15 protein-coding genes are annotated in these 20,297 nt (G+C 36.5%); 11 read left to right on the top strand and 4 right to left on the bottom strand.

All coding sequences use genetic code 11. The annotated features are described in order from the left end of the window. Positions 1–62: 62 nt before the first annotated feature. Positions 63–3,443, bottom strand: coding sequence for a methylmalonyl-CoA mutase family protein (locus ACM9HF_RS00790; RefSeq protein WP_473613622.1), 3,381 nt, complete (start codon positions 3,441–3,443; stop codon positions 63–65). A 208-nt stretch (positions 3,444–3,651) separates the two neighbouring features. On the opposite strand from ACM9HF_RS00790, the gene ACM9HF_RS00785 reads away from it, so the two are divergent. Then, positions 3,652–4,575 carry an AraC family transcriptional regulator gene (locus ACM9HF_RS00785; protein ID WP_473613621.1) on the top strand — a complete coding sequence of 308 codons (924 nt, stop codon included), beginning with the start codon at positions 3,652–3,654 and terminating at the stop codon, positions 4,573–4,575. Positions 4,576–4,581: 6 nt separating this feature from the next. Here ACM9HF_RS00785 and ACM9HF_RS00780 read toward each other — a convergent pair whose 3' ends face one another. Beyond that, entirely contained in the window at positions 4,582–5,538 is a 957-nt protein-coding gene (locus ACM9HF_RS00780; protein ID WP_473613619.1) for an adenosylmethionine decarboxylase, read from the bottom strand. 295 nt (positions 5,539–5,833) lie between these two features. Here ACM9HF_RS00780 and ACM9HF_RS00775 point away from each other — a divergent pair, with 295 nt between their 5' ends. Beyond that, on the top strand, positions 5,834–8,200 hold the full coding sequence (locus ACM9HF_RS00775) for an alkaline phosphatase D family protein (protein WP_473613618.1): 2,367 nt from the start codon (positions 5,834–5,836) through the stop codon (positions 8,198–8,200). Between the two features lie 60 nt (positions 8,201–8,260). Here the strand turns inward: ACM9HF_RS00775 and nhaR are convergent, their stop codons facing one another. Next, entirely contained in the window at positions 8,261–9,169 is a 909-nt protein-coding gene (gene nhaR / locus ACM9HF_RS00770; protein WP_473613616.1) for a transcriptional activator NhaR, read from the bottom strand. 155 nt (positions 9,170–9,324) lie between these two features. Here nhaR and nhaA point away from each other — a divergent pair, with 155 nt between their 5' ends. The 3 genes from nhaA (at position 9,325) to ACM9HF_RS00755 (ending at position 11,516) form a co-directional block, all read left to right on the top strand. Next, a complete protein-coding gene (gene nhaA, locus ACM9HF_RS00765; RefSeq protein WP_473613613.1) occupies positions 9,325–10,551 on the top strand; it encodes a Na+/H+ antiporter NhaA in 1,227 nt (408 codons plus the stop codon). Further along, entirely contained in the window at positions 10,523–10,984 is a 462-nt protein-coding gene (locus tag ACM9HF_RS00760) for a hypothetical protein (protein ID WP_473613611.1), read from the top strand. Before nhaA ends, ACM9HF_RS00760 begins: the two co-directional genes overlap by 29 nt. Before the next feature lie 169 nt (positions 10,985–11,153). Then, the gene (locus ACM9HF_RS00755) at positions 11,154–11,516 is read left to right on the top strand and encodes a hypothetical protein (RefSeq protein WP_473613608.1); all 363 of its coding nucleotides are present in this window, start codon (positions 11,154–11,156) and stop codon (positions 11,514–11,516) included. An 84-nt stretch (positions 11,517–11,600) separates the two neighbouring features. Here the strand turns inward: ACM9HF_RS00755 and ACM9HF_RS00750 are convergent, their stop codons facing one another. Then, positions 11,601–12,785, bottom strand: coding sequence for an acetyl-CoA C-acyltransferase (locus ACM9HF_RS00750; protein ID WP_473613606.1), 1,185 nt, complete (start codon positions 12,783–12,785; stop codon positions 11,601–11,603). A gap of 248 nt (positions 12,786–13,033) precedes the next feature. On the opposite strand from ACM9HF_RS00750, the gene ACM9HF_RS00745 reads away from it, so the two are divergent. The 6 genes from ACM9HF_RS00745 (at position 13,034) to ACM9HF_RS00720 (ending at position 20,227) form a co-directional block, all read left to right on the top strand. Beyond that, on the top strand, positions 13,034–13,432 hold the full coding sequence (locus tag ACM9HF_RS00745) for a MerR family transcriptional regulator (RefSeq protein WP_473613605.1): 399 nt from the start codon (positions 13,034–13,036) through the stop codon (positions 13,430–13,432). A 36-nt stretch (positions 13,433–13,468) separates the two neighbouring features. Next, a complete protein-coding gene (locus tag ACM9HF_RS00740) occupies positions 13,469–14,638 on the top strand; it encodes an isovaleryl-CoA dehydrogenase (protein ID WP_076418743.1) in 1,170 nt (389 codons plus the stop codon). Between the two features lie 106 nt (positions 14,639–14,744). Continuing rightward, positions 14,745–16,352 (top strand): carboxyl transferase domain-containing protein, encoded by a 1,608-nt coding sequence (locus ACM9HF_RS00735; RefSeq protein ID WP_473613603.1) that lies wholly within the window; start codon positions 14,745–14,747, stop codon positions 16,350–16,352. Between the two features lie 11 nt (positions 16,353–16,363). Next, positions 16,364–17,233, top strand: coding sequence for an enoyl-CoA hydratase/isomerase family protein (locus ACM9HF_RS00730; RefSeq protein ID WP_473613602.1), 870 nt, complete (start codon positions 16,364–16,366; stop codon positions 17,231–17,233). A 37-nt stretch (positions 17,234–17,270) separates the two neighbouring features. Continuing rightward, entirely contained in the window at positions 17,271–19,316 is a 2,046-nt protein-coding gene (locus ACM9HF_RS00725) for an acetyl/propionyl/methylcrotonyl-CoA carboxylase subunit alpha (protein WP_473618242.1), read from the top strand. Next, positions 19,316–20,227, top strand: a complete 912-nt coding sequence (locus ACM9HF_RS00720) for a hydroxymethylglutaryl-CoA lyase (protein WP_473613600.1) — start codon at positions 19,316–19,318, stop codon at positions 20,225–20,227. Before ACM9HF_RS00725 ends, ACM9HF_RS00720 begins: the two co-directional genes overlap by 1 nt. Positions 20,228–20,297 lie beyond the last annotated feature (70 nt).

Below are 20,297 nucleotides of genomic sequence, written 5' to 3'. Positions count from 1 at the left end.
AAAACATACCTAAAAGGTCAACAGACCCTAATGGTTTGAGCTATTTATTTACCGAATATTAACTACATATTTCTCCGGTATTGACCGCCAGCTTCAAATAAGGAGCTTACTATTTGCCCTAACGAACAAACTTTACACGCATCCATCATTAACTCGAAAATATTTTCATGATTAATAGCTGCAGTTTGCAGTTTTTTCAACAATACTTGCGCTTGGTCTTTATTGACTTTTTGTAGTGTTGCTAACATTTCAATTTGATAATTCTTTTCTTCTTCGGTTGCACGAATAACTTCATCAGGTACCACTGTTGGTGAACCTTTAGAGCTTAAGAAGGTATTTACTCCAATAATAGGGTATTCGCCTGAATGTTTTAAGTGTTCGTAATGCAAGCTTTCTTCTTGAATTTTTCCACGTTGGTACATGGTTTCCATTGCACCTAGTACACCACCACGCTCGTTAATACGATCAAATTCAGTTAATACCGCTTCTTCAACTAAGTCTGTAAGTTCTTCAATAATAAAGGCACCTTGAATTGGATTCTCATTTTTCGATAGTCCTAATTCACGGTTAATAATCAATTGAATAGCCATAGCACGACGAACACTATCTTCCGTTGGAGTTGTGATAGCTTCATCATAAGCATTAGTATGTAATGAATTACAATTATCATTTATTGCATATAACGCCTGTAATGTAGTACGAATATCATTGAAATCAATTTCTTGCGCATGTAATGAACGACCCGATGTTTGAATATGATACTTTAACATTTGCGCACGAGGATTAGCGCCATATTTATTTTTCATGGCTTTTGACCAAATACGACGAGCTACACGACCAATTACTGCGTATTCTGGGTCAATACCGTTAGAGAAGAAGAATGATAAGTTAGGACCAAATTCGTTAATATCCATACCGCGGCTTAAGTAGTATTCAACAAAGGTAAAGCCGTTGGCTAACGTTAATGCTAATTGTGTTATCGGGTTAGCACCAGCTTCTGCAATATGATAACCAGAAATAGACACTGAGTAGAAGTTACGAACGCCTTTTTCAATAAAGTATTCTTGCACATCCCCCATTAAACGTAGTGCAAATTCTGTTGAGAAAATACAGGTATTTTGCGCTTGATCTTCTTTAAGAATATCGGCTTGTACGGTTCCTCGTACTAAGGTTAAGGTTTTTGCTTTTATTTCTTGATAAATAGCAGGAGGCAATACTTGGTCACCCGTAATACCTAACAACATTAAACCTAAGCCATTATTACCTTCGGGTAAATCCCCTTGGTAACTTGGGCGTTCGCAGCCTTTGTCTTTATATATTTTTTTAATTAACGCTTGAGTTTCTTTTTCTAAACCTTGCTCAGTAATGTAACGTTCACACTGTTGATCAATGGCGGCGTTTAGGAAAAAGCCTAATAACATAGGTGCAGGACCATTGATGGTCATAGAAACGGAAGTCATTGCATGGGCTAAATCAAAACCTGAATACAGTTTTTTTGCATCATCAAGACAACAAATTGAAACCCCAGCGTTACCTATTTTACCGTAAATATCTGGGCGTATAGCAGGATCATTACCGTACAAAGTTACAGAATCAAATGCCGTTGATAAACGTTTTGCCGGCATACCTTTTGATACATAATGAAAGCGACGGTTAGTTCTTTCTGGACCACCTTCACCTGCGAACATACGTGTTGGATCTTCACCTTCACGCTTGAATGGAAATAAACCCGCAGTGTATGGAAATTCACCCGGTACGTTTTCTTGTAAGCTCCATTTTAGAATGTCGCCCCACCCTTGGTACTTAGGCATACTGATTTTAGGAATGTCAGAATTAGATAGTGATTTAGAATGGGTTTGAATTGATAATTCTTTATCGCGTACTTTAAATTTGAACTCAGGGTCTTTATAACGTTGAACTTTAGTTTGCCACTCTTCAAGTAACAGTTTGTTTTTTGGATCAAGATCCAACTCAACTTTGCTATATAAAGTTTCAAGTTGCATAACTAACTGCTCAGAAACCTCTGTTTCTGTTTCTTTTGCTGTTTCAATCGCTTTATGAATACCGTAAAGCTTTTGCGCAACTTGTGATTGTTTTTCTACCCAAGCGTCATAACTACGATTATTTTCTGATATTTCAGATAAATAACGAATACGGTTACCCGGAATAACACTACTTTTATTAGCTAATGTGCCTTCAATTGGCAAGATATCACCAACAACTAACCCTGCTTTATCATTTAAAGCGGTAATTACCGCATTATAAAGTTCAGTCATACCACGGTCATTAAACTGCGATGCTATAGTGCCATAAACAGGAACCTCCTCATCGCCGGCTTCAAACATGCCACGGTTACGCTTATATTGTTTTTTTACATCACGAAGTGCGTCTAAAGCACCACGTTTATCAAATTTATTTAATGCGATGATGTCAGCAAAATCAAGCATGTCTATTTTTTCTAACTGCGTTGCTGCGCCGTATTCAGGTGTCATTACATATAAAGAAACGTCTGAATGTTCTTCAATTTCAGTATCTGACTGACCAATACCTGAGGTTTCTAAAATAATTAAATCAAAATCTGTCGCTTTCAGGATCTCTAATGTATCGTTTACATAAACAGATAATGCAAGGTTTGATTGACGAGTCGCTAGTGAGCGCATATAAACACGATCGTTATTAACCGCATTCATACGAATACGGTCGCCTAACAAAGCACCACCTGTTTTACGTTTTGACGGATCAACTGACACAATAGCGATTTTACTATCGTTAGTTGCCATTAAAAATCGACGAATAAGTTCATCAACTAATGATGATTTACCTGCTCCACCCGTGCCAGTAATACCTAAAACTGGTGTAGTACCAGTCGCCGCTATTTTACGAATTTTGTCTAAAGCCGCTTTATTTTCTTCTGGTGCATTTTCGGCAGCTGAAATTAAACGAGCAATGGCTTGTTTGTCGTTTTTCTTTAAATTGGCTACATCATCTTTTTTCACATTCATGCCTGTTTTAAAGTCGCAACGCTCAAGCATGTCATCAATCATCCCTAAAAGGCCAAGCTCACGGCCGTCGTCAGGAGAATAAATACGAGTAATTCCATAATCATGTAGCATTTTTATTTCGTCAGGCAGTATTACACCACCACCACCGCCAACGATTTTTATATGTTCACACCCACGTTCTTTTAATAGGTCGTACATATATTTAAAGTATTCGTTATGACCACCTTGGTATGAGGTCATAGCAATAGCATTAGCATCTTCTTGTATTGCCGTATTAACCACTTCTTCAACGCTACGGTCATGTCCTAAATGAATAACTTCAGCACCACTTGATTGTAAAATTCGACGCATAATATTAATCGCTGCATCGTGCCCATCAAATAATGAAGCTGCTGTTACAATTCTTATCTTATTTTTTAATTGGTATCGTTCAGTATTCATTTAAATATCTCACCCTACTTAGCTGAAAGATGCACAATGCACGAAGCAAAGACCTAAAGTTAGTACATATTCCAACTTAATAATTAGTACGTTATTGCTATTTTTATTTTGATAATAAAATTTAAACATACTAAATAAGGCGCTAAAATTGATTTTATTGTTATTTTGATGGACTATATTGTTATTAGTTTCAAATAGGCAATATAAAATGAGTAACGCGCTTATAGGTAAACAAAGGAAGGTTGAACTAAAAAAAAACTTGAATGATATTAGGCTAATTATTCCTATATTTTTATTAGATAAACTGAAAGTACACCCATTAACAGAAGGCATGTACCCTATATCTCTTGGAAAATCTCAAAATAATTTTTATCAAATACAACAAAAGCGAACCAGTAGCCATTGGCTCATTTATTCATTAACCGATCATGGAGTATTGCATTATAAAAATAAAGTAAGAAAGTTAAAACGTGGTGATCTTGTTGTTATTTCTCCAAATGAAGCATTTGAATATAAATTACAAATAGAAAATAAAAAAAACATAAAAATAGCACACAAAAACGCATTGTTTTGGATTAACTTTGATGGCTGTTTAGCTGATTACTTTGCGCAAAGATTATTAATGAAGATGGATGATGGTGTCGCTCATGTTGGCGCATTAACTAATATATCTAACGATTTTGATGAATTACTTGAGTTAGGCAGCAGAGGATATACCGCCACTAACGTTATTCATGCCGTTCATGTTTTACAACAATCATTAAGCTTTTTAGCACTGCAATTAAGACTTACGTCTTTTAACAATAATTCCTCTTTTAATTTAAATGATGTAGAAACGCTAATGCAGAATAATTTACATCAAGAGCTTAGTTTAGATGCCTTAGCCCATCATAGTCAGCTATCTAAATTTCATTTTTTGAAAAAATTTAAAGAGCTCACCGATAGTTCACCTATACAACATTTTATTAATATGAAAATTCAAAGGGCATGTTTTTATTTAGATAACTCTGAAAAGAATATTAAAAGTATTGGTGAAGCATTAGGTTATACAGACCCCTATTACTTTTCACGCTTATTTAAAAAAGTAATTGGTATATCCCCTAAACAATATAGAGAATCAAGACATAGCTAAACAAGATTACAATTCATTATGCTCTTCTAACAAATCAAACACGGTAGCAGTTATAAAATTATGCTGAGGTAAAACATAATTAGCAAAGTGTACATTGCAGCCATTTTTTAACTGTTGTTCAACTAAAGATTTACTCACATATTGACTATTAATATACTGTTTAATTAATGGTTTAAACTCTACTTCATTAAAACTCAGTAAATCAAAAGACTTAGGTTCAAGCACCTCTAAAATAAGAGGAGACAGTTCAATTAAATTGATATTTGACTCAACACTCACATAGCTACTTTCAGCTTGTGGCGTTACATGAATAGTTAAATATTTGTCATCTTTAATAGCATTAACAGAATAACCATAAGGATCAAATATATGATCATCAATAAGGAAGTCTGGTAGTAATTTATCTAACTGTAAAAATTTTCTTATTTCTTGGACGGTAATATTAGGATTGATGAATTTTTCAGACACTTGATCGCTAATTTGATAAGCCAATAATTCATAAGATTTATTCTGAACTCTGTGTTCACCCTGTTTATAAAACAAAAAAGTATGATGGCTATCCATTTCACCAAACCTTAATGCATTACCTTTAATATATTTATTCAATACTTTTATATCGTCGCCAAAGCAACTGGGCTGAGCATGAGAATAATACTCGTTTTTTCGTTGATAAGTTAAGTATTCAATACACTCAACACCTTGTTCTTGAATAAAATATTCAACTGAATTAACTAAATGAGTAACCCCACAAGTTAAAATAACAAAACGATCATGCCATACAAATAGACTCGACTCAGAAAGAATAAAAGCCTTACAGCACTTATTTTGAATACAAGAAAGAATTTTAGCGTTAGCTCTTTTAACTAATTCAAGCCAAAACTCATCTGTCACATCATCAATTAATGAAAACGAAGAGTTTTTAATGATCACTTCTACTTTCTTCTCAGAACCTTCAAAAAACAAGTGTATTCCTTACTATTAAGGGTTATTAATCTCATTAATTTAACAATGAAGCGTGTATAACTTTGTAGTCAAATAATATTGGGACTCTTTCTGTAAAAACAAGAAATTAACCATTGCTTACAAAAAGATTATTTATCTACATATATTTATTATCTATATTTATTATCTATATACATTAAACAATATATCCCCACAAAAACCATCCATTTAACAACAAAACAAATATATATGAATTGAATTTTTTCATATTTAATGTGAATATATTGTCAACAATTAACAGAAAGAAGAATTAGCTATGGACAAAAAACTATCTAGGCGATCGGCTCTTAAGTTTGTTGCAGCAGGTGTAGTTGCAAGTGGTGTAAGTGGTTGCGTTAGCACTAACACAAAAACAGCCAATACCGCAGTAAAAACAGGCACAATAGCAACACAAGATAAATGGCAAAAAACTCATGATAGGGTTTGGCTAGGCGGAGAGTTTTGGGCTAATCCAATGGAAGACTGGCAAGTTAAAAATGGTGAAGCACAATGTTTAAGCAAAGGTGGTAATAGAAGTATCCACTCTTTAACGCATCAGTTAACCAACGTTAATAGCGAATTTAACATTTCAGTTAACTTAAAGCGATTAGAACAAAATACAAAAGATGGTGGCGCAGGTATCCGTTTAGGTGCACGTAGCGACTTAAATGAATACAAAAGCAATTGTTTTATTCAAGAAGGTTATGATTGTGGTGTACTAAATAACAATTTAGTACTTGGTGATAAAGAAGCACCATTAGCTATAGATATTGCTAACAAAAATATATCTATTCACCTTCATGGCTCCCCACAATTAGAGGCTATGTCATTAAAATTAGTCGCTAAAGATATGGCTTCAAATAAAATTATAGGTGAACTAACCCATTTAGTACCTTCAGAAAAATTATTGGGTAATGTTGCATTAGTGAGTAATTTTTCAATTGCCTCTGTCACTACAAATCCAACCCCCATAAAAAATCAAGGCTGTCGTTACAGTTTTAGTCAATGGTCTTTACAAGGTGAAGCATTTTCAGTAACCGATGAGCAAAAGTTTGGTCCTATTTTATGGAGTATGTATACACTCAGTAATTCCCGTAGCACTGAAGGTTACGTAATGAAAATCAGTGCGTACACAGGGCCTTTAGGCGATAAAGATAACCAAACGTTGGAACTACAAGTTAAACGAGATAACAAATGGCTATCGCTGGGTACAGAAACGTTAAATAGCGATGGTTGGATTGCTACGTTTAGAATAGCTAACTGGGATGAAACCCAAGACACCCCTTATAGAATTGTTTATATCGAAAAGCACAAAGATGGCTCAGAAACGCCTGATACTTGGACAGGAAATATAAAGGCTAATCCTAGTGGTCCTAAATTACGCATGGCAGCATTGACTTGCCAAAATGACATTGGATTCCCCTATCAACCAGTTGCAGATAATGTAGCTAAACTTGAACCTGATCTTGTGTTTTTCTCTGGCGATCAACTCTATGAAAGCCATGGTGGCTTTGGTTATATTAGAAGTCCTGATAATAAATCTATTCTTAATTATTTACGAAAATTCTACCAATTTGGTTGGGCTTTTAGAGACGTAATGCGCAACAGCCCAACAGTATGTTTACCTGATGATCACGATGTATTACAAGGTAACTTGTGGGGGGAAGGTGGCGCCACAATGAAAAACCCAGAAAGAGACTTTGGCGCAAGTATTTTGGGCGGATATATTCAATCTCCTAGAGTCGTAAATACGGTTCACCGAACTAATGTTGGACATCACCCTGATCCATATGACCCAACACCTACTAACGGAATTAGTTCGTATTATGGAGACTTAGTTTACGGTAGTGTTAGCTTTGCTATTCTTGCTGATAGGCAATGGAAAAGCGCCCCAGAAAGTATCAATGTCGAAGTAGGCGTAACAGGACAGGATGAAGATCCACTATTTATCAACCCTGCTTATAACCCTCCAGGATTAGATCTATTGGGTAAACGCCAAGAAGATTTTCTTGAAAAATGGGGCAAAGATTGGAATGCATGTAAACTTAAAGCGGTGTTAAGCCAAACGGTATTTGCGGGTATTGCCACACATCAGCCGAAACCTGATCGTTACTTAAAATATGATTTCGATTCTAGCGGTTTTCCAGCATCTGCACGTAATAAAGCGATAGATATAATGCGACCTTCTATGGCGTTACATATTTGTGGCGACACACATTTAGGTAGCTTAACTCAATATGGTGTTAATAAACAACGTGACAGTAATTGGGCTTTCTGTACTCCTGCAATATCGGTGGGCTGGCCTCGTTGGTGGAACCCTGACACAGCTGATATACCCTACAAAAATAGACCCGCCCATGCTCTTGCTCAAACGGGTGAGTATTTAGATACTTTTGGTAATAAAATGTACATATATGCTGTAGGTAACCCTGAAGTGGGACGCTCTGACAATAGGTATGTACACGCGCACGAAAAAGGCAGTGGTTTTGGCTTTATTACCTTTGACACAGAAAAGCTCACTTACACCTTAGACGCGTATAAGTTTTTAGTTGATGTTACTAATGGCAAAGCAGATAATCAATATCCTGGCTGGCCTGTAACTATTCATCAAAAAGAAAATCGTGGTGAAAATATAATTAGTTAACATATACCCTAAAATATTGAGTTAGCCATAACTAACTCAATATACAGCCAATACCTCAACTTAGGTTATTGGCTGTTCAAATAATTTTTTCCCTTCTTTTAAAAGCAGTTGTACCGCGGGATGCTTCACTTTTCTCTCAGGCGAAATAAGATAATAATGTTCAGTAATATCTGTTGTTCTACCAATTAATTTAACATCAAACTGTTCCATCACGTGTTTATCAATAATCGTTGGCGCACAGAATACACCATACCCTGCTTGACCAAAATAGTGTGCTAAAATAGAGTCATCAAATTCACCAATAATTACAGGTGAGATATTTAATTGTTCGAACCAAGACAACACACTCAAACGCTGATTAGAGCCTTCACCTGCAGTAAAAAATGGCGTACCGTTAAGTGATTGAGGAAAGTTTTCTATAAGCTTTTTAGCTAAACTCTCATGCGCAAAAAAGCTTAAACCACACTTCCCCACTAAATGACTATATGCTTTTAAAGGAGAATAAGGCGGTAAAGAAGTATCACTTAATACCGCATCTAATTTGTTAGTAGCAAGTTCTCCTAGTAGCACTTCAAGGCTTGTTTCCTTACAAACTAATTTTATCGACTCATCAGTAGTATAAATAGCCTTCAAAAAATTAAATGAAAATACTTTAGCTATAACATCGGTTACTCCGATAGAAAACCGATAAGTAAAGTCGGTGGAATGGTTTTTTAATGAATTAAGTAATTCATCACCTAAACTAAATATTTCTTGAGCGTAGCTTAACGTCACATGGCCTATATCATTTAAAACCAAGCGTTTACCTTTACGTTCGAATAACGGATACCCTAATTGCTCTTCCAATAAGCTTAACTGAGCACTTAACGCTTGTGGCGTAATATGTATAGCACTAGAGGCTTTAGCAATACTTCCGTGTGTTGCAATAGTTTGAAAATAGTACAAATGATGATAGTTAAGTTTAGCCATAACCTTTCCTTTATGGAGGATAATTCACAAAAACATATACTTTTATAACACACCATTATTATCAACTTATTATTGAGTACATCGCAACTTTATACGACTTTTATTGTTACTTTTATTTCTTTATAACTATTACTGGTAACTAAAAAGGAGTATCTATGTCAGAAAATAAACTTGTCCTACAATGGAAGCAATTTATACAAACAGATGCTAGCTCAGGTATTATTTTAGTTATTGCCGCCGCACTTGCTTTGGTTATGGCAAATAGTATTTTTAGTGCGAGCTACAATGATTTTTTAGAATTTCCCGTTAGCATCACCCTCGGCACATTTTCAATCAGTAAACCCTTAGTACTTTGGGTAAACGATGGATTAATGGCTATTTTCTTTTTTGTAGTAGGTTTAGAGATTAAACGTGAATTATTTTACGGACAATTATCTCGACCCGATCAAATTGTTTTACCATTTCTAGCCGCTATCGCAGGTATTATCTTTCCTGCCTTAATTTATGTAGCTTTTAACTATCAAGACGCTGTAGCAATGAACGGCTGGGCAATTCCTTCGGCCACAGACATAGCTTTCGCTCTGGGTATATTTATTTTATTTGGTAAACACCTACCACCAAGTTTAAAACTGTTTCTATTATCTGTAGCTATTATTGACGATATTGGCGCGGTAATAATTATCGCTATTTTTTATTCACAAGATCTCGCTCCAAACACGTTAGTTGTCGCTATTGTTGGTTTGGCAACTTTATTAATTTTTAATCGATTGAAGTTAGAAAATAAAACCCCCTTCATATTGGTATCAATTATTGTTTGGGCAGCAGTATTAAAATCTGGCGTTCATGCTACTTTGGCAGGCTTTGCTGTTGCTTGGTTTATTCCTATAGCACGTGACAAAGCACAATCCATGTCGTACCAAATAGAACATGGTTTACAGCCTTGGATTGCATTTTTTGTTTTACCTCTTTTTGCTTTTGCTAATGCAGGAGTAGGACTCACCGACGCTTCAGTTGATGAATTATTTACTCCTATTTCTGTTGGTATTATTGGAGGATTATTCATTGGTAAACAACTTGGAATTTTTACAGCCTGCTTTATCGCTATCAAATTAAAGCTGTGTAAATTACCTAAAGATGCAACTTGGACTCAACTATACGGCGTGTGCTTATTATGTGGCGTTGGTTTTACTATGAGTTTATTTATCGGGTCTTTAGCCTTCGAAGAGCAAGGTCTGGCTTATCAAACCCAAGTCAAAGTGGGCGTACTTGTAGGCTCATTAATTTCAGCCTTTACTGGCGCATGGTTAATTAAACACTCATCAAAAAAATTACTTAACAACTTAGGAGAAAGCAATGAAAAAACTAAAACATCTACTGCTTAATATAACTGCTGTTGCCTTAATTATATCTCCAAACATTTCGTTTGCTGACTTTAAGTCAGACATTATTCAGTCATGTTCAGCATATCAACAAGGGAAAGATAAAAGTGAAATAAACCCATGTAAGTTATATATCGATGGTTTTATAGATTCTTCATTATTGTCTGAATATGCTGCTGTGCAACCTAAAGCAATGATAAAAAAACAATCGGAACCACAGAGCGACTTTTTAAAACGCGCTTTTCAAACACGCGTATTTACAGCCCCTTCAGGATTAAAATCTGATGCAACTTATCAATTTTGTATTCCTATTGAATATGATAGAAAAAAAATTGCTTCAACTATAGCTAAATCAATAAACATTGAAAAACTCGCTGATATTTCACTTAAAGAAGTATTACTAGAAACCTTAATTACCAAGTTTCCTTGTAACTAGGGTCTGTTGACCTTTCAGGTATATTTTTGCAGCAGTCTGTTTGATTTTTATACGAGGCATAGTAATTGATGTGTGGTCGTTCCACATAAAATCACTATCACGATGTAAAAATATCAAACAGGCCCTAATCTAACTTTTTATTTTTTACTTTTTATTAAAGAGGCGCACAATGGAATTAACGATTACAGAGCTAAATATTGAATTAAACAATGAAAGCAAATTACGTATTCGCCAAAAAGCAATCCGTATGTTTAATAAAATATGTGACAATATTCAAAAAATTACCGTTACGGTAAACGATATAAATGGCCCTAAAGGGGGTAAAGATAAAATTTGCCGCGTTGTTATTCATGCGGGAGGAATACCTGATATTGTGGTAACAGATAATCAAAACTCTGTGAGCTCAGCCGTTAATATAGCACTTACTAGAGCACGAACCACTCTAGTTAAAAAACTAAAACGTAAACAAAAAAATAGGCCTTCATGGAAAGAAAAACCTGTTGAGGAGGATTTAAAAAAGTATTTAACCTAAACTCGAAATAATACTTTAACTTATTGGTCTAACATAAAAAACAGCCGCTTTATTAGAAAATAAAGCGGCTGTTTTCGAGTCTGTTTATAACATTTCTAACGCAATAGCGGTGGCTTCACCACCACCAATACAAAGTGATGCTATACCTTTAGATAAACCTCTGTTTTTCAAGGCATGTATTAATGTCACCATAATACGCGCACCACTAGCACCTAATGGATGACCTAAGGCGCAAGCACCACCGTTAACATTTACTTTTTCAGCATCTAAAGAAAGTTCTTTAAGGGCTAGCATAGTCACCATAGCAAACGCTTCGTTAATTTCGTATAAATCAACATCTTGTGTTGTCCAACCCGCTTTAGCTAATACTTTATTCATCGCACCAACAGGAGCAACAGTAAACTCTGCAGGGGCTTGCGCATGTGTAGCATGAGCAACCACTTTACATAAAGGGTTTAAACCACGCTTATCCGCTTCAGACTTTTTCATTAAAACAAGTGCTGCGGCACCATCAGAAATTGAGCTTGAGTTTGCCGCAGTAATCGTTCCGTCTTTCTTAAAAGCAGGACGTAAACTAGGAATTTTATCAGGACGTGCATTACCTGGCTGCTCATCAGTATCAAAAATCACATCACCTTTACGTGATTGAACAGTAACCGCTGCAACTTCTTCTTTAAAAGCACCAGACTCAATAGCTGCATTTGCACGTGACAACGAACGTATTGCATAAGCATCCATATCTTCACGAGTAAAGTTAGCCACGTCTGCCGTTTCTTGAGCAAAACAGCCCATAGAAATACCGTCATAAGCATTTTCTAAACCGTCTAACATCATATGATCAAGCACTTGACCGTGCCCCATACGCATACCTGTTCTCGCTTTTGGTAACATATAAGGTGCATTACTCATGCTTTCCATACCGCCAGCAATAGCTACATTAATTGATCCTGCTAAAATAGCATCATGTGCCTGCATAGCGGCTTTCATGCCTGAACCGCAAACTTTATTAATAGTTGTACATACAGTAGATAAGGCTAAACCGGCACCAATAGCTGCTTGACGAGCAGGTGCTTGCTTTAGACCAGCAGGTAAAACACAGCCCATAATCACTTCATCAATTTGGTCATTCGCTAAGTTAGCTTTCTCAAGTGCTGCGCTGATCGCGGTTGCACCAAGTTTAGGAGATTCGACGCTTGCTAATCCTCCTTGAAAACCACCCATAGGAGTTCTTACAGCAGATGCTATTACTACATAATCTTCAGCAGACATGTTAATTCCTCACAGTTGTATTTATACTAATTTTATATAGTTTCTCATTTCAGAGTATTTAAAAAAAACTATCCATTATTAAATTTATTTAATCACCAATAGTATGAATTTTTAATTTAACAAATTAAATCATACACCAAGTTGACGTTAACGTAAACTTCCGCTAATATTTAAAAATGAATATAGCGCAAGCGTATCTGTCAATCATTTTAACGATGCCAAACGGTATAAAAACATAAAGGTTCAAAATGAATTCAGAAAAAATTGAAAAGTATTCAATTAGCGATTTATCAAAAGAGTTTGATATTACTACGCGAACTATACGGTTTTACGAAGATCAGGGGTTGCTATCTCCAACACGTAAAGGTCAAACAAGAGTTTATAGCCAAGGAGACAGAGTACGTTTAAAGCTTATTTTACGTGGTAAAAGATTGGGGTTTTCCTTGGCTGAAACAGGTCGTATTTTTGAACTTTACGACCACGATAAAACCAGTGCTACCCAATTAAAAACAATGATGAGCATAATTTCAGAAAAAAAAGCGCATTTAAAGCAGCAGCTTGATGACATAAAAATTGTACTAGACGAATTAGAAAACCTAGAAGAAAGCTGTGAAAAAACACTTTCAAATATTATTAACAACAAATAATTACGTATAAGTAAATATACAAATAAGGAACTGCAAATGATTTCTTCTTTTACCTCTCTAAATTTTAACCTTGGTGAAACGGTAGACATGATCCGTGATCAAGTTAATGCTTTTGCTCGTGACGAAATAGCGCCACGTGCAGCACAAATTGATATCGACAACGAATTTCCAAACGACTTATGGCGTAAGTTTGGCGATATGGGTTTATTAGGGATGACGGTTGAAGAACAATACGGTGGTTCTGGTTTAGGTTACATAGAGCATATTGTTGCGATGCAAGAAATCAGCAGAGCTTCAGCATCTGTTGGCTTAAGTTATGGCGCATGTTCAAACTTATGTATTAACCAATTAAGTAAAAATGCAAGTCATGAACAAAAATTAAAATACCTACCTAAATTATGTAGCGGTGAACACATTGGTGCTTTAGCTATGTCAGAACCTAACGCAGGTTCTGACGTTGTGAGTATGAAACTTAGAGCCGATAAAAAAGGCGATAAGTATATTCTTAACGGTAACAAAATGTGGATCACCAACGGTCCAGATGCCAATGTATTTGTTATTTACGCTAAAACAGACACAAGCGCTGGCTCTAAAGGAATCACAGCATTTATTGTAGAACGCGATTTCCCAGGGTTTTCTCGTCATCAAAAATTAGACAAGCTAGGTATGCGTGGTTCAAATACGTGTGAACTTGTATTTGAGGATTGTGAAGTACCTGCTGAAAACATATTAGGTGAAGAAGGCAAAGGCGTTAGAGTATTAATGTCTGGTCTTGATTACGAGCGTGTTGTGTTAAGCGGTGGCCCATTAGGTATTATGGATGCGTGTATGGATTTAGTGGTCCCTTACATCCATGACCGAAAGCAATTCGGTCAATCTATTGGTGAATTTCAACTGGTACAAGGCAAAGTAGCAGACATGTATACACAAATGAATGCTGCTAAATCTTATGCCTATACAGTTGCTCAAGCATGTGACCGCGGTGAAACCACCCGTAAAGATGCTGCCGCCGTTATCCTTTATTCAGCTGAACTAGCAACTAAAATGGCATTAGATGCTATTCAATTATTAGGCGGTAATGGTTACATCAACGAATTCCCAGCAGGACGATTATTACGTGATGCTAAGCTTTATGAAATAGGTGCTGGTACTTCTGAAATTCGTAGAATGTTGATTGGCCGCGAATTATTCGCTGAATCTAAATAACCAGTTTACTTCAAAAAATAATAACAACCTCCTAAATCCTATATTTAGGAGGAATAGAATACAACGCTCAATATCGGTATAACAAAAAGAATCAAGGTGGCTCTTCGTGACTAAAATAGTTTCAAAAATAAATACTCGTAGCCCAGACTTTCTCGAAAACTCAGCTCATATGCAAAAGCAAGTAGATGACTTAAAAGAGAAAGTTGCTAACATTAAGTTAGGCGGTAGTGAAAGAAGTAGAGAAAAACATTTATCTCGTGGAAAGTTGTTACCACGAGATCGTGTAAAAGCCCTACTCGATCCAGGCTCACCTTTTTTAGAGTTATCTCAATTAGCTGCGTATAAAATGTATGACGACGATATTCCTGCTGCAGGTATTATCACAGGTATAGGCCGTGTCGCTGGACAAGAGTGTATTATTGTTGCTAACGATGCCACGGTAAAAGGTGGAACTTACTACCCTCTTACCGTTAAAAAACATTTAAGAGCGCAAACTATCGCTCAAGAAAACAACTTACCTTGTATTTATCTTGTTGACTCTGGTGGTGCTAACTTACCCAATCAAGACGATGTATTTCCAGATAAAGAACATTTTGGTCGTATCTTTTTTAACCAAGCTAATATGTCAGCACAAGCTATTCCACAAATTGCTGTGGTTATGGGTTCTTGTACTGCTGGTGGCGCTTATGTTCCAGCAATGGCAGACGAGTCTATTATTGTTAAAGAACAAGGTACAATTTTCTTAGCAGGCCCGCCACTCGTAAAAGCTGCTACAGGTGAAATAGTAAGTGCTGAAGACTTAGGTGGTGCAGACGTACATTGTAGAACATCAGGTGTTGCTGATCATTTCGCGCAAAATGATAATCACGCGCTAGATATTGCTCGTAACGCTGTTGCTAATTTAAATCGCGTTAAAGACGTATCAATTAAAATAGAAGCTGTTCAAGCACCAGCTTATAACACCGAAGAAATCTACGGCATTATTCCAAAAGATTCACGTCAACCTTTCGATATTAGAGAAATTATCGCACGCATTGTTGACTCAAGTAACTTTGACGAATTTAAAGCATTATATGGCACAACACTGGTTTGTGGTTTTGCCCGCATTTATGGCTACCCTGTAGGTATTGTCGCTAATAACGGCATTTTATTTGGTGAATCAGCCCAAAAAGGCGCTCACTTTATTCAACTGTGTTCGCAAAGAAAAATTCCTTTAGTATTTTTACAAAACATCACCGGCTTTATGGTAGGTAAACAATACGAAGCGGGTGGCATTGCTAAGCATGGCGCTAAAATGGTAACGGCTGTTGCTACCGCTCAAGTCCCTAAATTTACCGTATTAATTGGCGGAAGCTTTGGTGCAGGTAACTACGGTATGTGTGGTAGAGCCTACGATCCACGCTTCTTATTTATGTGGCCAAATGCACGTATTTCAGTAATGGGCGGAGAACAAGCTGCCGGTGTTTTAGCACAAGTGAAGCGTGATCAAAAAGAATTAAAAGGTGAAGAGTGGAGCGCTGAAGCCGAAGCTGAATTCAAAAAACCTATTGTAGAAAATTACGAGCATCAAGGTCATCCTTATTATGCATCAGCTCGATTATGGGACGACGGTGTTATTGATCCCGCACAAACTCGAGATACCTTAGGCTTAGCTATTTCGGCCTCATTAAACAAACCGATTGAAGACACCAAATTTGGTATTTTCAGAATGTAATTGAGGTTGTTATGACAAGCACTAAAACAAGTATTTTAAATACAAAAACAAACGAAACAGCTACAGATGATAACTCATCTTTGGTTTTGTTTACGGTAAGTACTAACGGCGTAGCAACAGTAACGTTAAACAGCCCTCAAAACCATAATGCTTTTGACGATACCATTATTGCAACCCTTACTGATATTTTTTTAGAAATAACAGAACGTGAAGACATTAGAATCATGATCTTAGCGTCAACGGGTAAAAGCTTTTCAGCTGGCGCAAACTTAGGTTGGATGAAGCGTATGGTGAGTTATTCATACGATGAAAACTTTAAAGATGCGCAAGGCTTAGCCCTTATGCTTAAAGCGCTAAACTTTATGCCACAAACAACCATAGCTAAAATTCAAGGCGCTGCGTTTGGTGGTGCTGTGGGTTTAGCAAGCTGTTGTGATATTGCATTTGCCAGTAACAAAGCCAGCTTTTGTTTAAGCGAAGTTAAATTAGGTTTAATTCCTGCCACTATTAGCCCTTATGTCGTTAATGCTATAGGTGAAAGAGCAAGCAGAAGATACTTTCAAACTGCCGAGCGATTTTCAGCTGATAAAGCCCTACTTTTAGGTTTAGTCAGTGAAGTATTTGAGCCTGCATTACTTGATGATGCAGTGACAAGTTTAACAAATTCGATTTTAAATAATGGGCCGGAAGCCGTTCAACAAGCAAAACAACTCGCGTTTGATGTAAATAACAAAACAATAGATGAAGACCTGATCAATATGACCAGCAAAAGTATTGCTAATATAAGAGTATCAACCGAAGGCCAGGAAGGCTTAAATGCTTTCTTTGAAAAAAGAACACCGCTTTGGATAAATGAACCACTTAGTAAGGAAAAAAAATAACATGACCACTCAACCAACCCAAAACAACCAGAGTAAAATGTTTACTAAAATTCTCATTGCTAACCGTGGGGAAATAGCCTGTCGTATTATTAAAACAGCTAAAAAAATGGGCATTTTAACTGTTGCGGTATATTCAGATGCCGATGAAAATGCTCTTCATGTAAAAATGGCAGACGAAGCCGTTTACATAGGTAAATCACCTTCAAGAGAAAGTTACCTGTTAAGTGAAAAAGTAATCGAAGCCGCAGTAAAAACAGGTGCTCAAGCTATTCATCCCGGTTATGGCTTTTTATCAGAAAACTCTGATTTTTGTCGCTTATGCGATCAAAACAATATTACCTTTATTGGCCCTCCTATTGGCGCTATTGAAGCTATGGGTTCAAAGTCTGCGGCTAAAAACATTATGCAAGCCGCTAACGTTCCTTTAGTACCGGGTTATCACGGAGACGATCAGTCAGAAGCCGTAATAAAAGGCGCGGCTGACAAAATGGGCTATCCTGTGCTATTAAAAGCAACTGCTGGTGGTGGCGGTAAAGGTATGCGCCAAATATGGAGTGCAGAAGAATTTACCGAAGGTTTTGAAGCGGTAAAACGTGAAGCATTATCATCGTTTGGTGACGATACCATGTTAGTTGAAAAATACTTAACACAACCTCGTCATGTAGAAATTCAAGTATTTTGTGATAATTACGGCAACGCTGTGTATTTATTCGAGCGTGATTGCTCGGTACAAAGACGTCATCAAAAAGTCGTAGAAGAAGCTCCAGCCTTTGCAATGACCGAAGAGCTACGTGATCAAATGGGTCAAGCGGCAATAAAATCTGCTCAAGCCATTGGTTATCAAGGTGCAGGGACTGTTGAATTTTTACTAGATTTTGATGGCTCATTTTACTTTATGGAAATGAACACACGCCTACAAGTTGAACACCCGGTTACTGAATTTATAACTAAGCAAGATTTAGTTGAATGGCAACTACGTGTTGCCGCAGGTGAAACACTACCTAAAACGCAAGATCAATTAAGTATTCATGGCCATGCTTTTGAAGCACGTATTTATGCTGAAGATGCAGACAATGACTTTCTACCTGATACAGGCACCCTCACCTTTATGCAAACACCTGAAGAATCAGAGTTTGTTCGCATAGATACTGGTGTATGCCAAGGTGATGAAGTTAGCGTATTTTATGATCCAATGTTCGCTAAATTAATTGTTTGGGGCGAAAACAGAGAAAAAGCCTTACAACGTTTAACCAAAGCGTTAGCTGAATATCATGTGGGCGGTGTAAAAACTAACTTAGAGTTTTTAAGTAAATTAGTTACCAGCAAGGCTTTTATTGATGAAGATATTGATACCGGTTTTATAGAAAAGCATCACGATGCAATATTTAACCGTAATACTAACGAGTCGTTATCGAATCAAGCGTCTATTGAAATAGCAAAATCAGCCTTATTGGTTTTACTCTTACAAAATCAATCAAAAATAAGCGCTGTTGATCCAACTTCTCCTTGGAACAACAACAATGCTTGGCAACTTAACGATAAGTGCACGCATAAATTAACCCTTGAGCACAACGCGACTGAATACAATATTGAAATTGAAGAAGTTGCTGATGCTAGCAACACTCATTCAAATAAAGTCAATTACCTTATTTCAGTTAATAATACTGTATTTTCATGCTACGGCGTAGTAAATAAAAACCAATTAATAACAACCATTGATGGCATAAAATCATCAGTATCAGCAACACTAGAAAATAACATCATCACCTTATATACCCATCAAGGAGCGGTTGTTATCAAAAATATTCAAGCTGATTTAGGTGACCATGGCAATGATGACAATCACGGTGGTTTACTCGCTCCAATGAACGGCACTATGGTAAGTATTTTAGTAAAATCAGGCGACACGGTAACTAAAAACCAACCACTTGTGATCATGGAAGCAATGAAAATGGAACATACTATTAGAGCCCCAGCAGACGGAGTTATAGATCATATATTCTACGCTGAAGGCGATATGGTTGACGGTGGTGCTGAATTGCTAGAATTTTCAGTCACTGAAAAAGATGAAGGAGAAAGCTAATGAGCTACGTAGCAGAAAACTTCCCTACAACAGTAACTATTGTGGAAGTTGGCCCAAGAGACGGTCTTCAAAACGAAAAACAATTAATCTCAGCTGAAGATAAAATAAGCTTAATTGATATGCTTGCTGATGCTGGAGTAACCAGTATTGAAAGTGGCAGTTTTGTATCACCTAAATGGGTACCACAAATGGCAACGTCTACCGACGTATTTAACGGCATTAATAAAAAAAGTGGCGTAAAGTACATGGCGCTTACACCTAATATTAAAGGATTTGAAGCAGCCATTAATGCCAATGTAGATGAAGTCGCAATTTTTGGTGCCGCTTCTGAAGCTTTTAGCCAAAAAAATATCAATTGCTCAATTGAAGAAAGTTTACAGCGATTTATCCCTTTAATTGAAGCAGCAAAAAAAGCAAACATTAAAGTGAGAGGCTATGTTTCTTGTGTGGTTGGTTGTCCATACGATGGTTATATTGAACCAGAGAAAGTTGCTGAAGTGGCAGAAAAACTGTATCAAATGGGCTGCTATGAAATTTCATTAGGCGATACTATAGGTGTTGGTACACCCGCCAGTGTTCAAAAAATGTTAGATGCAGTAAAGGCACGTATTCCTGTAGAAAAGCTTGCCGTACATTTTCATGATACATACGGACAAGCGCTAGCTAATATTTATACTGCACTAGAAAATGGAGTGTCAGTTATTGATAGCTCTGTTGCAGGTCTTGGTGGTTGCCCTTACGCAAAAGGTGCTTCTGGTAATGTAGCTACTGAAGATGTTCTCTATTTACTCAATGGTTTAAATATTACAACTAACATTGATATGGATAAATTACTAAAAGCTGGCTGGTTTATAAGTGAAAAATTAGGTAAACCCTCTAATTCTAAAGTATCTACGGCGTTAAAAACATAAAACATAAAATTAACAAATACAAAAAGCAATCTCATTTCAAATTTGTCTTTAAAAAACAATCCCCTAACGA

Source organism: Colwellia sp. RE-S-Sl-9 (assembly GCF_048296855.1).
Classification (GTDB): domain Bacteria; phylum Pseudomonadota; class Gammaproteobacteria; order Enterobacterales; family Alteromonadaceae; genus Pseudocolwellia.
The sequence above is the reverse complement of the archived record's forward strand: the minus strand, read 5'-3'. Positions and strand labels throughout refer to the sequence as shown.

What these genes read in the sequence shown, in the direction of transcription:
- ACM9HF_RS00745 (WP_473613605.1), top strand. Translation starts at nt 13,034, where the DNA reads ATGAATTCAGAAAAAATTGAAAAGTATTCAATTAGCGATTTATCAAAA.
- ACM9HF_RS00750 (WP_473613606.1), bottom strand. Translation starts at nt 12,785, where the DNA reads ATGTCTGCTGAAGATTATGTAGTAATAGCATCTGCTGTAAGAACTCCT.
- ACM9HF_RS00720 (WP_473613600.1), top strand. Translation starts at nt 19,316, where the DNA reads ATGAGCTACGTAGCAGAAAACTTCCCTACAACAGTAACTATTGTGGAA.
- ACM9HF_RS00760 (WP_473613611.1), top strand. Translation starts at nt 10,523, where the DNA reads ATGAAAAAACTAAAACATCTACTGCTTAATATAACTGCTGTTGCCTTA.
- ACM9HF_RS00775 (WP_473613618.1), top strand. Translation starts at nt 5,834, where the DNA reads ATGGACAAAAAACTATCTAGGCGATCGGCTCTTAAGTTTGTTGCAGCA.
- ACM9HF_RS00740 (WP_076418743.1), top strand. Translation starts at nt 13,469, where the DNA reads ATGATTTCTTCTTTTACCTCTCTAAATTTTAACCTTGGTGAAACGGTA.
- ACM9HF_RS00790 (WP_473613622.1), bottom strand. Translation starts at nt 3,443, where the DNA reads ATGAATACTGAACGATACCAATTAAAAAATAAGATAAGAATTGTAACA.
- ACM9HF_RS00725 (WP_473618242.1), top strand. Translation starts at nt 17,271, where the DNA reads ATGTTTACTAAAATTCTCATTGCTAACCGTGGGGAAATAGCCTGTCGT.
- nhaA (WP_473613613.1), top strand. Translation starts at nt 9,325, where the DNA reads ATGTCAGAAAATAAACTTGTCCTACAATGGAAGCAATTTATACAAACA.
- nhaR (WP_473613616.1), bottom strand. Translation starts at nt 9,169, where the DNA reads ATGGCTAAACTTAACTATCATCATTTGTACTATTTTCAAACTATTGCA.
- ACM9HF_RS00755 (WP_473613608.1), top strand. Translation starts at nt 11,154, where the DNA reads ATGGAATTAACGATTACAGAGCTAAATATTGAATTAAACAATGAAAGC.
- ACM9HF_RS00785 (WP_473613621.1), top strand. Translation starts at nt 3,652, where the DNA reads ATGAGTAACGCGCTTATAGGTAAACAAAGGAAGGTTGAACTAAAAAAA.
- ACM9HF_RS00730 (WP_473613602.1), top strand. Translation starts at nt 16,364, where the DNA reads ATGACAAGCACTAAAACAAGTATTTTAAATACAAAAACAAACGAAACA.